The organism is Psychroflexus sediminis (assembly GCF_900099815.1).
Taxonomy (GTDB): domain Bacteria; phylum Bacteroidota; class Bacteroidia; order Flavobacteriales; family Flavobacteriaceae; genus Psychroflexus; species Psychroflexus sediminis.
Map to the genome: position 1 here is coordinate 59,036 of NZ_FNCW01000003.1, position 14,808 is coordinate 73,843.

Consider the following 14,808-nt stretch of genomic DNA (forward strand, 5'->3'; position numbering starts at 1 on the left):
AATAGTTTGTATTTTTGAGACAAATTATGAAAAATGACTATCACGCAACTTACGTATGTGCTTGCTGTAGCTGAGTATAAGAATTTCACCAAGGCCTCAGAAAAGGTTTTTGTCACACAGCCTACTTTAAGCATGCAGGTTCAAAAGCTTGAAGAAGAATTGAACGTAAAGATTTTTGATAGAAGCAAAAAACCTATCAAATTAACTCCAGTAGGTGAGAAAATCATTGAACAGGCAAAAAATATTGTCAACGAAAGCGTAAGGATTCAAGATATAGTCGATCAGCAAAAAGGCTTCGTGGGTGGCGAGTTTAAACTGGGTATAATTTCAACAGTTATGCCGACTCTACTCCCTATGTTTTTAAGAAATTTTGTCAATAAATATCCTAAAATCAATTTAAAGATCGAAGAACTTCATACAGAAGCTATTATAGAGAAACTTATTGATGGACACTTAGACGCAGGAATTGCAGCTACCCCGCTTGGGAATGAAAAGATAAAGGAAAAACCTCTTTATTACGAGCCATTTATGGCTTATATCCCGGAACAGCACAGATTATTTACCACCAAAGACATTACAGCCGAAGATTTAGATGTGGATGAAGTTCTGCTTCTGGAAGATGGTCATTGCTTTAAAGATAATATTCTTAACCTGTGCAAGAGTGTCCAAAACTTACCAGATCAACGACGTTTCTATCTGGAAAGCGGGAGTTTTGAAACTTTAATTAAACTATCTGACGAAGGTCTGGGAATGACTTTATTGCCTTATTTACATACTCTAGACTTAAAAGAAGGCATGCTTAAAAATGTCAAATTCTTTAAAAAACCATATCCCTCCAGAGAAATAAGTTTGGTTCATCATAAAAATGAGTTGAAATCCCATATCATAAATGCTTTACAAGAGTCGATCAACTCAATCGTTAAAGCTGCTATTCAATTTCAGGATATAGAAATTATAAGTCCTTTAAATCAAAACAGAAAGGTGTAATTTACTGACATTCAATTGATTAAACTCTAGTTGGCTTGGTTGTAAAAAAAAATCTATTTAACTTCTGTTTATTTCACTTTAAGCTCTAGATTTGCAAACTTTTACAAACAAAGATTACCGTTAGTTTATAGCAGGATTTAGTATTCGTCTTTTCTCACTGTAATTCAAAACAGAGATTATTAAATTTTAAACAAACCAATGAAAAAGTTAATTAATTTATTCGATTTTAGACAGAAAGTAGATTACAAGATTGAGGTCATGTCTGGCCTCACAGTCGCACTAGCCCTTATTCCTGAAGCTGTGGCTTTTGCGCTTATCGCAGGTTTATCTCCGCTCACTGGATTATATGCTGCATTTGTTGTCGGACTTGTTACCTCTATATTTGGTGGTCGCCCAGGTATGATTTCTGGTTCTACAGGAGCTATAGCTGTTGTAATAATTGCATTAGCTGTAAGTCATGGAGCTGAGTATGTTTTTGCAACCGTTGTTTTAGCTGGAATTATTCAGTTTTTGGCTGGTGTTTTGAAACTTGGTAAACTCATGCGACTGGTTCCACACCCCGTAATTTTTGGATTTGTGAATGGTTTGGCCATTATTATTTTTATGTCTCAACTCAATCAGTTTAAAGACAGTGATGGGAATTGGTTAACTGGAGATTCTCTTTACATTATTTTAGGTTTGGTTCTTCTAACCATGCTTATCATTTGGGGTTTACCCAAATTGACCAAAGTTATTCCTGCATCTTTAGTCGCCATTCTTGTGGTGTTTGGTGTGGTTATAGGTTTTGGTATCGACACTAAAACCGTTGGAGATATAGCTTCTATAAAAGGAGGTTTCCCACCATTTAATATTCCTGATATTGCTTACACCTGGGAAACTTTTATGTTGATTTTACCTTATGCAGCTATTGTTGCTGGTGTTGGTCTTATTGAAAGCTTATTGACCTTAAATATCGTGGATGAAATCACAGAAACACGTGGAAAAAGTAACAAAGAAGCTGTTGCTCAAGGTGCTGCAAATATCTTTTCTGGTTTCTTTTCTGGAATGGGTGGTTGTGCAATGTTAGGTCAGAGTTTGATCAACGTTTCAAATGGAGCCAGAGCAAGATTATCTGGTATTGTGGCTGCTGTTTCGCTTTTGGCCTTTGTGTTATTTGGTTCAGGTATAATAGAGCTTCTCCCGATGGCTGCTTTAACAGGACTTATGATTATGGTTGCAGTTGGAACCTTTGAATGGGCAAGTTTGAGAACATTCAATAAATTTCCAAAAGCTGATATTTTAGTCATGGTTTTGGTTGCACTTGTTACTGTGTTTTTACATAATTTGGCACTTGCTGTTTTAGTTGGAGTAATTATTTCTGCTTTAGTATTTGCATGGGAAAATTCTAAACGAATTAGAGCCAGAAAATACGTCGATGATAAAGGTATCAAACACTATGAAATCTTTGGCCCTTTATTTTTTGGTTCAACTGAAGTATTTGATTCAAAATTTGATGTGGCAAATGATCCTGATGAAGTCATGATAGATTTTACTGAAAGTCGAGTTACTGATATGTCGGCAATAGAAGCTCTAAACAAACTGACCGAACGCTATCATAAGTATGGCAAAAAGGTCTACATCAGAAATTTGTCCAGTAGTAGCCATAAAAAACTCATCAAAGCTGATAAAGTGATTAATGTCAATATTGTTGGAGAACCTAGAAAACCTAAGGTTGTTGAAAGTTAGATTTATCTAATCTTGCGAATTAAAAATATTTTTCAATAAATTTGTGGTTATTCAATCTTGATCACTACGAATTTTGGCTTCTTCTTAGGCTATATTGTGAATATATCCTTTAGAAGCTTGTTGAATAACATATTCTGAAAGATTGGATTTTAACCTCTTTCCACCTAGCGCTGGCCTGCCTTTGTCGGCAGACAGGCGTCACGCTCCTGCTTTGTGGCTATAAAGAATATATTCAGAAACAGAGAGCTTTAAATAAAATAAGATTAAGCCGAATATTTAAATATCATAATTCAAACTAAGTTAAATAGAAGGGAATTTACAGAGTTTTAAACATTAAAAATCCCCATTAGAAAAATTCTAATGGGGATTTTTTTGTTGAAGAAAAAATCTTATCCATTCATGGACATTAAAAACTCTTCGTTAGATTTAGTGTCTTTTATTCTTTGATTTAGAAATTCAATAGCTTCTATAGGATTCATATCTGCCAAGTATTTTCTCATGATCCACATCTTCTGAATTTGATCATCACCGAGTAAAAGATCGTCTCGTCTTGTACTGGATGAAGTTAAATCGATAGCAGGGAAAATTCTTCTGTTGGCAATTTTTCTATCCAGTTGAAGCTCCATATTACCCGTTCCTTTAAATTCCTCAAAGATAACTTCGTCCATTTTAGAGCCGGTATCTGTCAATGCTGTTGCTATTATAGACAATGAGCCACCGTGTTCGATATTACGGGCAGCACCAAAGAATCGTTTTGGTTTATGAAGAGCATTCGCATCTACACCACCACTTAATACTTTACCACTGGAAGGCTGAACTGTGTTGTAAGCTCTAGCCAGACGCGTGATAGAGTCTAATAAGATGACAACATCATGACCGCACTCTACCAGACGCTTGGCCTTCTCTATAACTAGGTTGGCAACGCGCACATGTTCATGAGCTTCTTTGTCGAATGTAGAAGCAACCACTTCACCTCTTACATTCCTTTGCATGTCTGTAACTTCTTCCGGACGCTCATCAATCAATAAAACAATTTGATAAACCTCAGGGTGATTAGCCGCTATTGCATTGGCAATATCTTTTAACAACATGGTTTTCCCAGTTTTTGGCTGAGAAACAATCATACCTCTTTGTCCTTTCCCGATAGGTGAAAACAAATCGATGATTCGTGTAGACAGTGTGCTCTGTTTTTCGGCCAACTTGAATTTTTCCTGCGGGAAAAGGGGCGTTAAATGCTCAAAAGAAACGCGATCTCTAACAATCTTAGGATCTAATCCGTTTATTTTTTTGATTTTGATCAGAGGAAAGTATTTCTCTCCTTCTTTTGGGGGTCTTACTTCACCAAGAACTGTATCACCAGTTTTTAAACCAAAAAGACGAATCTGTGACTGAGATAAATAAATATCATCTGGAGAGGATAAATAATTATAGTCAGACGATCTTAAAAATCCGTAGCCATCCTGCATTAAATCTAAGACGCCTTCACTTTCTATGATAGAATCAAATTCGAAGTCTGGATCTTTGTATTTGTTACGGCTATCTCTATTTCCATTTTTATCGTTAGACTTATTATCATTCCTGGATTTAGGGTTTTGATGCTTTGGATTTTGAGATTTCTGAGAAGAGGTGTTTTTTTGAGAATTATCCTTGCTGGGATGATTATGTTGAGGCACCTTTTTTTCTTTAGGTTCTTTGTTTTGTTGTGCTTGCTGCGCTGGTTTCTTTTCCTGAGCAGGTTTTTTATTCTGAGCAGGCTTAGAAGAAGATTTTGCAGTAGAATTATCTTTATTTTGATTTTTATCCTCAGATTTTGATTTAGCATCTTCTTTAGACTTATCGCTTGACTCAAATGGATTTTTAGGGGCTTTTTTAGGCTCTCCTTTCTGAACTCTTTTTCGGGGTTTTTTTGAAGCTTCCTGATCTGTCTGCTTTTCCTTTGAAGGTTCAGCTGTTTTTTCTTTTGAAGAGGATTCTGCAGGTTTTTCTTTCGAAGACGAATCAGTATCTGGCGCCTTTTCTTTGGACGAAGATGCTTGTCCTGAGTTTTCTTTGCTTAGAATTTCTTTCATCTTCTCAGGATTGGCAGCCTGATAGTCCAAGATTTGGTAGATGAGGTCTAATTTTTTAAGACTTCTAAATTTTGGAACTTTTAATTCTTTTGCAATTTCTTGTAAGTCTGAAAGTTTTCTAGACTTTAGTTCAATAATTTCTAACATTGATATTTTTTGAAATTAAATGGTTTCGAGGGAGATTCGAATTTAAATTGATGATTTGTAAACGCTTAGGAAAGCGTAAGTCCGAAGACATTGCAATTATACAACTTTATTTTATTTATAAATATTAATTCTCAAATATTCTCTTATTTTTGCTGTTCAACAATTAACAAATGATACAAAGAATTCAAAGCTTTTATTTACTTATAGCTATTTTGCTTAACGGAGTGCTTAGTTTTTATTTGCCCTTATGGATTACTTCAGAAAATGTAGAAATCTATGCGCTATCTCAACCAGTAGCCATATCTTTGTTTTTAGTATCGGTTTTGATTTCGATCATTACTTTATTTTCATTTAAGAAAAGAAAACGTCAATTCGTTTTAGGACGAATTAATATCATATTAAACTTTGTTTTAGTAGGTGTTTTTGCATATTGGACGCTAAGTTTACCTGGAGAGATGGATATCTCAGAGAAGGGTATTGGGATGCTTCTTCCAATAATTTCTATCGTTTTTATTGCTCTGGCCAACAAGGCTATCAAGAAGGACGAAGATCTTGTAAAATCTGTGGATCGATTGCGATAAACCTGAAATCTTAGTAATGTTAGTGCATGAAAACCCCGAGCAGCCACTCGGGGTTTTTTGCGTTTGGGTTTTCCTTTTTTTATGCTGATTATGCCTGCATTAGAAGTCAATCTTTAAGAAAGTAAGCTTAAAACCTTCACGTTGACTTAAACCCGGGAGCTCTTATGGAAGATAGCTTTAAGAAGTACGAATTATTATAAACTAGGCTTCAACTGAAGCCTTACATAAATAAATTTAATGCGAAACAGAATCATGGCCCTGAGAAAAATTTGATAAGCTGATAATTGAAAAAAGACTTTCGCTTTTTAATTTTTCGGAACCTGCCTTAGTGGTGCAGTTACTTCCAAGCTATTTTAGTTTTTCAGATTCTTTTGTTCAATACAAACGAGGAAAATGGACTGTTTGTTGGGATGTAATTATCAATCCTGAAGGGATTACATCTTTATAGAAATTAAACGGCGTGATTGTTCGACCCCATCGGGGTCGTATTAAATTCATTGACAATTTCTATATACATTTGAAATCTTCAGATTCTTTTATTCAATCCATGCAAACAGATAATAGCCCACAGATTCGATATTTTTATATTTCCGAAAAGATAATAGTAACCCAAAACACAAAATAGAACAGGATCTATTAATTTTATAAAGCATAAGCTAGCTATGATTTAGCTTTTCCCTCTTTTCCCAAAGTCAATCACTTCCAACTCTTTGATCTTGCCTGTATCCAAAACGAATTTCAGCATGGTTCTTTTGAGATGAAAACCATGAATACCCACAGCTCCCGGATTCATGTGGAGCAGCCCCAAATGCTTGTCATTCATGACCTTCAGTATATGAGAATGCCCGCTGATAAATAATTTTGGCGGATTGGCTTTGATTTCGTCTTTAACCTCTCTGCTGTATCGGTTGGGATAACCGCCAATATGGGTCATCCAGACCTCAACACCTTCAAGAGTAAAACGCTGGTTCAAGGGGAATTCACTTCTCAACTCGTGTCCGTCAATATTACCATACACAGCCCTCAGGGGTTTTATTGCTTTTAGGGCATCTGAAACGCTGTGGTCACCAATATCACCTGCATGCCAGACCTCATCGGCTTTGGAGGCCCAGTCCAAAATTCTGTCATCTATATAGCCGTGGGTGTCGCTTAAGAGCAAAATAGCTTTAGCCATCTTTTTTGAGGCAAGATAAATAAAGCTTTAGGTTTTGATCTATTCTCTATCCTTATATTTGTGTTTTTAAAATTTTTCTAACTGTGAGATATTACCTTCAACTTTCCTATTTGGGAACCCATTATCATGGTTGGCAAAAACAGCTGGATAAAGTAAGCGTTCAGTCTCAGGTAAACCACGCTTTACAGACGGCTTTGCAGGAAACAGTGGATGTGGTGGGAGCAGGCCGGACAGATACCGGGGTTCATGCGTCAGGTTATGTGGCTCATTTTGACAGCCAACAACGGATCACCGATTACAAAAAATACATTTTCAAACTGAATAGCATATTGCCGCCAGACATCGCTGTCCATGATCTGAAAAGAGTAGGAGAAGATTTTCATGCGCGTTTTGATGCGACTTCGAGAACTTATGAATATTCTATAGTTCAGTTTAAGGATCCTTTTTCTATTGGCAGGAGTTATTTTGTGAAAAATGAATTGGATGTAGAACCTATGCAAAAAGCTTCTAATCTCTTATTTAATCATAAAAATTTCCAATCTTTTTCTAAAGTTAAAACCGATGTTTATACATTTGACTGCGAAATAAAAAAAGCGATTTGGCATCAACATGAACATCATCTTCTTTTTGAAATTTCGGCCAATCGATTTTTGAGAAATATGGTAAGAGCTATCGTTGGAACTTTAGTTGAAGTGGGATTACATAAAATTTCAGTAGAGGATTTTAACGATATTATTCTTGCCCAAGACAGGTCCAGAGCAGGTAAATCCGTTCCTGCTCATGCTTTGGTTTTGAAAAAAATAGAGTATCCTGAAAAAGAACTTGCTAATAAAAGAAATGGAAAATAATAGCGGTAACGCCTTCGATACAAAACTCTTTAAGAGACTCTTAAAGTATACAAATCCTTACAAAAAGACGTTTTATTTTGTAGGTTTTGCAGCCATTGCCTTGTCTGGGCTAGGGGTGCTTAGACCTTATTTATTGAAATTGACCATCGATAAAGGCATTACTCAAAACGATGCCGATAGCCTGGTGTTCTATGTGAGTTCAATGCTGGTGGTTCTCATTTTTGAAGTCATTTTTCAATTCAGCTTTATTTTTTATGCCAACTGGCTTGGCCAGGAAGTGATTAGGGATATTCGTGTGAAACTTTACAAACACATGATGAATTTCAAAAAGCAATACTTTGATAATTCTTCTGTGGGTAGACTTGTAACGCGTGCGGTAAGTGATATCGAAACCATCGCCAGTATCTTTAGTCAGGGCCTGTTTATGATTATCAGCGATTTGCTGAAAATGCTTGTGGTGCTCGTGTTTATGTTTTGGCAAAGCTGGCAGCTGACTTTGCTTGTTTTAACGGTTTTACCTTTTATCATTTATGCAACCCGTGTGTTTCAAAAGAAAATGAAAATCGCTTTTGAAGAGGTGAGAACGCAGGTTTCCAACCTCAATTCCTATGTACAGGAGCATCTCACGGGGATGAAAATCGTTCAAATATTCAACCGGGAAGAGGAAGAATATGAACGCTTTAAGGACATCAATAGAAAGCATAGAAAAGGATGGATAAAAACCGTGTGGTACAATGCCATTTTCTTTCCGATTGCAGAAATGTCCACATCGATTACCATAGGATTAATCGTCTGGTTTGGTGGTTTGCGTGTTGTAGAATCAGATACATTATCCCTGGGTATCATTGTCATGTTTATCGAATTGGCGCAGATGCTTTTCCGTCCTTTAAGACAAATAGCAGATAAATTCAATTCACTGCAGATGGGGATGGTAGCTGCCAACCGTGTATTCAAAATTTTAGATACCGACTCTCAAATTGAAAATACAGGGACTCTTGTTCCTAAGAAACTAAAAGGACACATTGTTTTTGAAGAAGTAAGGTTCAGTTATATACCCGATGAAGAAATTCTAAAAGGGATATCTTTTGAAGTTCAGCCTGGAGAAACCGTTGCTATTGTTGGTGCTACCGGTGCAGGAAAAAGTACGGTCATCAATCTGCTGAGCCGTTTTTATGAAATCGATAGCGGAACTATCAGGGTAGATGGAGAAGAGCTTAATGATTATGAAATCACCGCGTTACGTAGCCAAATAGCGGTAGTTTTACAGGATGTCTTCCTCTTCGCAGATAGTATTTTGAATAATATCACACTAAATAAAGAAAGGATTACCGAAGAGCAGGTGATTGCAGCGGCCAAAGAAATTGGGGTTCATGAGTTCATTACTACTTTACCCAACAGCTATCATTATAACGTAAAAGAAAGAGGTGTGATGTTATCCTCTGGTCAGCGTCAACTCATTGCCTTTTTGAGAGCTTATGTTTCCAATCCTAGCGTATTGGTTTTGGATGAAGCTACTTCTTCAGTAGATAGCTACAGCGAACAGCTCATACAGGAAGCGACAGATAAATTGACCAAAAGCAGAACGTCTATAGTGATTGCGCATAGACTGGCAACCATCAAAAATGCAGATAAAATTATCGTCATGGATCTGGGCAAAATCGTAGAAACAGGAACACATTCTGAGTTGCTGAAAAAGGAAAGTGGTTATTACAAAAATCTATACGAAGCTCAGTTTCAGCATGAAGAAGTGAATTAGCTTAAGTCTTCTTTAATCTGTTCGGTCAATTTTTCTAAATCATCAAAAATATTGAATTCTCCATTTTTCAGATAAGAGATCTGTCCGGTTTCTTCACTGACGACCAAAGCTACAGCATCCGTTTTTTCACTAATTCCTACAGCGGCACGATGTCTTAGACCAAATCTCAAAGGTATATCTCTGTCATTACTCACCGGCAATATGACCCGGGTAGCTGTAATTCTTCCATCTTCAATTACTATTGCGCCATCGTGAAGCGTGCTGTTTTTATAAAAAATGGATTCGATGATGGGTCTGTTAACCTTGATATCCATATCATCCCCTGTATTTTTTATAAACTCAAGCTTTGTATTTCTTTTGATGACTATTAAGGCACCCGTTTTGGTTGTTCCCAGCTTTCTGCAGGCTTCCACTATAATATCAACATAATTTAGGGTCTGATTTTCTGTTTTGGAAAAATTTAGCCGCAACCAGTTATTCTTACTGCTAAAGTTGGTCGAGCCTATCATCAGTAAAAATTTCCTGATTTCTTGTTGAAAGACAACGATGAGCGCAAACATGCCTACACCTATAAATTCACCTAAGACACTACTCAGCATCTCCATCTGAAGCAACTCAGTGAGCTTCCAGATCAGGTAAATAATGACGATGCCTATAAAAATATTGATGGCTGCAGAGCCTTTTACAAGTTTGTAGACATAATATAAAAGTACAGAAACCAATAAGACATCCAGGATATCTAAAAATCTAAACTCTAAAAAATCTAAACCTATCATGCTTTAGTGTTCTGTCAATTTTTGGTACAAGATAACGCATTGTTTGGCTTCTAGAACATCGTGTACTCTCAGGATGGAACTTCCGTTCATCAAAGCTGTCATATTAAGTGCTGTAGTTCCATTCAAAGCATCTTTGGCCTCTATAGACAAGCTTTTATAAATCATAGATTTACGCGAAACTCCTGTCAGTACGGGTAAATCAAGATTTTTCAAAGCTTTCAAATGATTTAAGAGTTCAAAATTTTGAGAAATATTTTTAGCAAAACCAAATCCCGGGTCAATGATTAAGTCCGTAATGCCTTTGCTTCTTGCTGCTGAAATCCTTTCAGAAAAATATAAAATGACCTCGTGAACCAAGTTGTCGTAATCTGTAAACTCTTTCATTGTCTGCGGAGTTCCCTGCATGTGCATCATGATGTAAGGTACTTGATAACTTGCAATTAAATCCAGCATGTCGTCATCTAGTTTTCCTGCAGAGATATCGTTGATGATATGCGCACCTTGATCTATACTTTCTTTGGCTACTTGACTTCTAAAGGTGTCTACCGATATAATAAGCTCCGGAAATTCTTTGGTCACCTGTTGTAAAACTGACCTTTGTCTGCGCAATTCTTCATCCACACCGATGTCCTCTGCGCCAGGTCTCGAACTGTAAGCACCAATATCCAGAATGTCCATGCCGTCTCGAATATGTCTCTCCACCTGTTCAAGCGCGTCTTTGTCGGTTTTGAATTTACCGCCGTCATAAAACGAATCTGGGGTTAAATTGAGCACACCCATGATTTTAGGTGTTGATAAATCGAGTAAATGTCCTTTACAATTGATGGTCATACACGCAAATTTATAATTTTAAAAGCTTTGTGAGCTCATTTTTTCAACTCCTTTTAGTTTTCTTTTTGGATTTTAAACTAAATTGGATGCTAAATTATAAAATTATGGACCTGACTGAACCCGATTTTCAATCGCTTTATGAGGACTACTCTATTCTGATCGGTATTCTTCTTTTTCTTCTTGTTGTGGATGTTGTTTTGAAACTCATTGCCTTATGGCAATCCGCCAGACGTAAGCAAGTCGCCTGGTTCATTTTCCTGGCACTCATCAACTCTTTAGGCATCCTGCCTGCCATTTATTTGATTGTCAACAGAAATAAAGAGAAGTTTAGGTCTTAATGTGCTTGTATTTTTGACGCCTCCAGTAATAAAAAATAACTCCAAAAATCAAAATTGACAAGACTGGAACTGCCAAATTGAAGATTTGCCAGGTTAGTTTTTTCTGTTCTAAAGTTTTTAAGTCCATTTCATCCAGACGTATGGATTTATTTCTGAGGTTCACTAAATCTATATCGCCTAGAAGATAATTGACTGTATTCAGTAAAAAAGTTTTGTTTCCGTAGGTCAATCCCGTATAGCGATCAAAGCCTAATTCCAAGGCTTTTCCCGATTGAACCTGATTTTTGATGACATCGCCATCAGAAATAAAAACTTGCTGAGTTTCAGGACTTTTTTCCAATGGATTTGAAACTTGAAAAGGTTTGAGCTTTGCCTTATAAGCAGAGGTGAATTCTCCTTCTACCAGGACTGCTAAAGGAAACTGACCGGTTTTGTAAAGTCTTGGATCCGGTTCTTGAGTGATTTCATTTAGATTTATTTCTGAAGGGACACCTACTGTTCTGGAAAGCTCAGAACTCTTCAGCAGGATGGTTTGTTCTAGCCTGGACGGTAAGGTGTCGATGGGATTGGCAAATTCAAATTTAACCGGATTCAGATTGGACGTGATAGGGTGTTTTTGTCCTAGGTTTCCAAGTGGATCATAAAACCAGGGGAAACGCGTCAGTTGAGTGGCATTACCACTTCCCGAAGCCAGAACAATTGGAGCCGAGTAGAGATCATTCACCAGCTGAGGGTTGATTCTTATGCCGTATTTAAAAAATAAGGAGTATAAATTCAAATCTTTTGGCAGAGCTATTGTCGACTTGGATGCTTTATATAATTGATCTTTTTCTACATTCACATGTTCTGTAAGCCATAGCGCTTTACCACCGCTCATGATATATTGATCGAGGGCATAGACTTTCTCTTCGCTAAAAGCTTCAGAAGGCTTAGCATCGATGATGAGATCATAAGTTTTGAGCAGTTCCAATGTCCGTTCAGGAGCCGTATTTACCGAGTCCAGTGTAAAAGGGGCTATCAAATAATAAGCCTTCAGCGTACTCAGAAAATCTGAAATGTACCTGTCTTCCAATTCACCCTGACCCTTGATGATGGCGATTTTTTTATGCCGCTCCCGCGTTAACTTAATTAAAGAACTTACAAAGGCATATTCCAGATTTTCAACGGATTTCTGAATTAATTCAGAGTTGCTTTGCGTAAGGGTTTTTTGAATAAGCTGAATGGAAGTCTGCTGGTTTTTGTAGTTTGCTACAGCCCACGGAAATATGAGGCGCTCGGTCATTTTTCCGTTTTCCCGGATATTGAGCGACTCTGGTGGCATGCCTTGTTCGTAAAAACGATTGGCTACTTTCAGGGCTTCCAAATCACCTTTTAAAGGATCTACAAATTCAAATTTTATATTGGAATTATAAGCCTGAAGCTCTTCCAGCATATAGCGCGTTTCTGTTTGAAGTCTTTTGAATTCTGAAGGCAAATCTCCCGTGAGATAGACCTGAATAAATATCGGATTTTCGATAGAATCTATCAATTCCAGAGTTGAGTCTGATAAGGTATATCTTGCGTCTGAGGTAAAATCCAAACGGAAGAAATATTCAGAAGCCAGTAAATTAGCCAGCAGGATTATAAGGACTATTCCGAAGATTTTTTTCATTCTGAAGTAGACTTTAGGTGAATACGGGTAAGTGCGAGAAAGAAAACGGTGATGCTCAAGAAATAAATCAGGTTTCTACTGTCCAGAATACCTCTGGTGATACTGTTATAATGATAACTCAATCCAAAATAATCCAACGTATAAAGTTCAGAATCACCAATAGAAATCGAACTTAAGCCATTAAATCCAAAATATAAAAACAGACTGATGACGGTTCCTGAAATAAAAGCTACAATCTGATTAGGACTCAAAGAAGAGGCGAAAATTCCAATGGAAGTAAAACAGGATATGAATAAAACGACTCCCAGATAGGAACTAAAGATCACCCCGTAGTCCACAGCAACACCTGCTGCAGCCAGTTCAGTTAAACTTATTAAATAAAATAAGGTGGGCAGGACGGCAATCAGGCTCAAGGCCAGGCAGCCCAGAAATTTCCCCAAAATCAATTGATTAAGGCTCAAAGGTTTGGTTAGCAAAAGTTCCAGGGTACCTTGTTTCTTTTCTTCTGAAAAGCTTCGCATACAGATCGCAGGAATCAAAAAGGCAAACACCCGGGGCAGGGCTTCAAAAAAAGGAATGAGATTGACGTAACCTGAATTGAAAATATTGAACTCGCCTGGAATAATCCAGATTAAGCTGCCTATAGAAATCAAAAAGAGTCCTACGACAATAAAACCAACGGGAGTTGAAAAAAAGCTATTGAATTCTTTAGTGAATATCGCTAACATACTATTTTAATTCAATGCGTTTATCCAAACTCCAGGCTTCAGCTTTTTGAGAAAAGCCAGCTCTGGTAGCCTTCCAGACTTCAGCAAATAAAGCGGAGTGTCTATATGCGTTCAAATGCGATTCGGATTGCCAGTAACTGTAAGTGAAAAACAAGGACCTGTCCTTCTGATCTTGATAAAGCTCCAGGCGTTGACAGCCCTCAAAATGGCGAATTTTTTCTTTATTTTTTTGAAATAAATGCAGAAAGCCTTCTACAGCTTCGGGTTCAAATTTCATTTTTACGATCCTTATAAGCATTCTATAAAAATTTAACGGTGAGTGTATCCAAATATTTTAAGCCGAAAAGACTAGAAGCACATCCAACACTTAAGGGATTACTTTTATAAATGGCAAGTTCCAGAAAATCCGACGAATTGAACAGAGCAATTTTTTTTCCTTCCATCTCTCTGTTTTCCTTTGGCACATTGAAGTTAATCGCTTCAGAATAATTGGAATACACATTTTTAAATTGAGTAGACCTGGCAGAAATAAGCACCTGTCTCCCTTTGGCTACAGACTTAAAAAGTCTTTTGCTGATATTGGAAACCACATTCCCAAAATTATCGATATAAATGATATGACCAATAATCTGGTCTTCTAGTTGATTTACAATGGGCTTGACGTGAGTGAGCTCATTCATATGAGTCATGGTCCTGCCGATAACGTCCAGGTCTCCCCCTCTGCAGATGTGAGCGGCTACACTTATAAACACATCGAGAATTTTAGACTTTCTTTCAAAATTATCGTGAATGTTGATTTCTACAATTTTATCTGGTTTTATTTCAGAAGAAATTAGTGAAAGAATTCCATTGTCGGCACAAATAAAGTAATGACCATCGAGAAAAATAGCTAGATGTTTATTTTCTGGAGTCAATTCAGAATCCACTCCTATGATATGAATCGAATTTTTAGGGAAATTATGATAAGCATTTTTGATGATATAAGCAGCTTCCGTGTAATTGAAGGGTGAAATTTCGTGAGAAATATCTTCGATGTGGACCTGTTCTAGCTCACAAAGCAAGGCGCCCTTAACAGCCGCCACAGAGTGATCTTTGAGTCCGAAATCTGTAGTAAGAGTAATGATGGGCATTTAATAGATAGTTAATAATTGGAAGCTAAATTTCGTCAAAAAAAAACGTAAATTTGCTATGCGAATT

At 37.0% G+C, this 14,808-nt stretch carries 14 protein-coding genes; 6 read left to right on the forward strand and 8 right to left on the reverse strand.

Going from position 1 to position 14,808, the window contains the following annotated elements; translation table 11 throughout:
- Window positions 1-33: 33 nt before the first annotated feature.
- The gene (locus tag BLP81_RS03195) at window positions 34-987 is read left to right on the forward strand and encodes a hydrogen peroxide-inducible genes activator (protein WP_093365616.1); all 954 of its coding nucleotides are present in this window, start codon (window positions 34-36) and stop codon (window positions 985-987) included.
- A 198-nt stretch (window positions 988-1,185) separates the two neighbouring features.
- A complete protein-coding gene (locus tag BLP81_RS03200) occupies window positions 1,186-2,712 on the forward strand; it encodes a SulP family inorganic anion transporter (protein ID WP_093365618.1) in 1,527 nt (508 codons plus the stop codon).
- A gap of 389 nt (window positions 2,713-3,101) precedes the next feature.
- Here BLP81_RS03200 and rho read toward each other — a convergent pair whose 3' ends face one another.
- Window positions 3,102-4,928, reverse strand: a complete 1,827-nt coding sequence (gene rho, locus BLP81_RS03205) for a transcription termination factor Rho (RefSeq protein WP_093365620.1) — start codon at window positions 4,926-4,928, stop codon at window positions 3,102-3,104.
- A gap of 170 nt (window positions 4,929-5,098) precedes the next feature.
- On the opposite strand from rho, the gene BLP81_RS03210 reads away from it, so the two are divergent.
- Window positions 5,099-5,509, forward strand: a complete 411-nt coding sequence (locus BLP81_RS03210) for a DUF4293 domain-containing protein (RefSeq protein WP_093365622.1) — start codon at window positions 5,099-5,101, stop codon at window positions 5,507-5,509.
- A gap of 667 nt (window positions 5,510-6,176) precedes the next feature.
- Here BLP81_RS03210 and BLP81_RS03215 read toward each other — a convergent pair.
- Window positions 6,177-6,683 carry a metallophosphoesterase family protein gene (locus tag BLP81_RS03215; protein ID WP_093365624.1) on the reverse strand — a complete coding sequence of 169 codons (507 nt, stop codon included), beginning with the start codon at window positions 6,681-6,683 and terminating at the stop codon, window positions 6,177-6,179.
- An 83-nt stretch (window positions 6,684-6,766) separates the two neighbouring features.
- On the opposite strand from BLP81_RS03215, the gene truA reads away from it, so the two are divergent.
- Together truA and BLP81_RS03225 are read left to right on the forward strand one after the other, a co-directional pair.
- Entirely contained in the window at window positions 6,767-7,531 is a 765-nt protein-coding gene (truA, locus tag BLP81_RS03220; protein WP_093365626.1) for a tRNA pseudouridine(38-40) synthase TruA, read from the forward strand.
- Complete coding sequence (locus BLP81_RS03225) at window positions 7,521-9,287, forward strand: ABC transporter ATP-binding protein (protein ID WP_093366144.1); 1,767 nt, start codon at window positions 7,521-7,523, stop codon at window positions 9,285-9,287. The genes truA and BLP81_RS03225 overlap by 11 nt, the downstream gene beginning before the upstream one ends.
- Here BLP81_RS03225 and cdaA read toward each other — a convergent pair.
- Together cdaA and folP are read right to left on the reverse strand one after the other, a co-directional pair.
- Window positions 9,284-10,063, reverse strand: coding sequence for a diadenylate cyclase CdaA (gene cdaA, locus BLP81_RS03230; RefSeq protein WP_093365628.1), 780 nt, complete (start codon window positions 10,061-10,063; stop codon window positions 9,284-9,286). The genes BLP81_RS03225 and cdaA overlap by 4 nt on opposite strands.
- Window positions 10,064-10,066: 3 nt before the next feature.
- Window positions 10,067-10,894 (reverse strand): dihydropteroate synthase, encoded by an 828-nt coding sequence (folP, locus tag BLP81_RS03235; RefSeq protein WP_093365630.1) that lies wholly within the window; start codon window positions 10,892-10,894, stop codon window positions 10,067-10,069.
- 86 nt (window positions 10,895-10,980) lie between these two features.
- Between folP and BLP81_RS03240 the strand changes: the two genes are divergently transcribed.
- Window positions 10,981-11,232: a DUF5652 family protein gene (locus BLP81_RS03240; RefSeq protein WP_218118868.1), complete on the forward strand. Its 252-nt coding sequence runs from the start codon at window positions 10,981-10,983 to the stop codon at window positions 11,230-11,232.
- Here the strand turns inward: BLP81_RS03240 and gldG are convergent.
- Genes gldG through BLP81_RS03260 form a run of 4 tightly spaced genes read right to left on the reverse strand, consistent with a single transcriptional unit; the run spans window position 11,222 to window position 14,741 of the window.
- Window positions 11,222-12,883, reverse strand: coding sequence for a gliding motility-associated ABC transporter substrate-binding protein GldG (gldG, locus tag BLP81_RS03245; protein WP_093365632.1), 1,662 nt, complete (start codon window positions 12,881-12,883; stop codon window positions 11,222-11,224). The two genes, BLP81_RS03240 and gldG, sit on opposite strands and share 11 nt — an antisense overlap.
- Window positions 12,880-13,611 (reverse strand): gliding motility-associated ABC transporter permease subunit GldF, encoded by a 732-nt coding sequence (gene gldF, locus BLP81_RS03250; protein WP_093365634.1) that lies wholly within the window; start codon window positions 13,609-13,611, stop codon window positions 12,880-12,882. Before gldF ends, gldG begins: the two co-directional genes overlap by 4 nt.
- Before the next feature lies 1 nt (window position 13,612).
- Entirely contained in the window at window positions 13,613-13,909 is a 297-nt protein-coding gene (locus tag BLP81_RS03255; protein ID WP_093365636.1) for a putative quinol monooxygenase, read from the reverse strand.
- Between the two features lies 1 nt (window position 13,910).
- Window positions 13,911-14,741 (reverse strand): SAM hydrolase/SAM-dependent halogenase family protein, encoded by an 831-nt coding sequence (locus BLP81_RS03260; RefSeq protein ID WP_093365638.1) that lies wholly within the window; start codon window positions 14,739-14,741, stop codon window positions 13,911-13,913.
- Window positions 14,742-14,808 lie beyond the last annotated feature (67 nt).

Bases quoted from the DNA above. Each gene is read 5' to 3' on its own strand.
- BLP81_RS03195 (WP_093365616.1), top strand. From the start codon at position 34: ATGACTATCACGCAACTTACGTATGTGCTTGCTGTAGCTGAGTATAAG.
- BLP81_RS03200 (WP_093365618.1), top strand. From the start codon at position 1,186: ATGAAAAAGTTAATTAATTTATTCGATTTTAGACAGAAAGTAGATTAC.
- rho (WP_093365620.1), bottom strand. From the start codon at position 4,928: ATGTTAGAAATTATTGAACTAAAGTCTAGAAAACTTTCAGACTTACAA.
- BLP81_RS03210 (WP_093365622.1), top strand. From the start codon at position 5,099: ATGATACAAAGAATTCAAAGCTTTTATTTACTTATAGCTATTTTGCTT.
- BLP81_RS03215 (WP_093365624.1), bottom strand. From the start codon at position 6,683: ATGGCTAAAGCTATTTTGCTCTTAAGCGACACCCACGGCTATATAGAT.
- BLP81_RS03225 (WP_093366144.1), top strand. From the start codon at position 7,521: ATGGAAAATAATAGCGGTAACGCCTTCGATACAAAACTCTTTAAGAGA.
- cdaA (WP_093365628.1), bottom strand. From the start codon at position 10,063: ATGATAGGTTTAGATTTTTTAGAGTTTAGATTTTTAGATATCCTGGAT.
- folP (WP_093365630.1), bottom strand. From the start codon at position 10,894: ATGACCATCAATTGTAAAGGACATTTACTCGATTTATCAACACCTAAA.
- BLP81_RS03240 (WP_218118868.1), top strand. From the start codon at position 10,981: ATGCTAAATTATAAAATTATGGACCTGACTGAACCCGATTTTCAATCG.
- gldG (WP_093365632.1), bottom strand. From the start codon at position 12,883: ATGAAAAAAATCTTCGGAATAGTCCTTATAATCCTGCTGGCTAATTTA.
- gldF (WP_093365634.1), bottom strand. From the start codon at position 13,611: ATGTTAGCGATATTCACTAAAGAATTCAATAGCTTTTTTTCAACTCCC.
- BLP81_RS03255 (WP_093365636.1), bottom strand. From the start codon at position 13,909: ATGCTTATAAGGATCGTAAAAATGAAATTTGAACCCGAAGCTGTAGAA.
- BLP81_RS03260 (WP_093365638.1), bottom strand. From the start codon at position 14,741: ATGCCCATCATTACTCTTACTACAGATTTCGGACTCAAAGATCACTCT.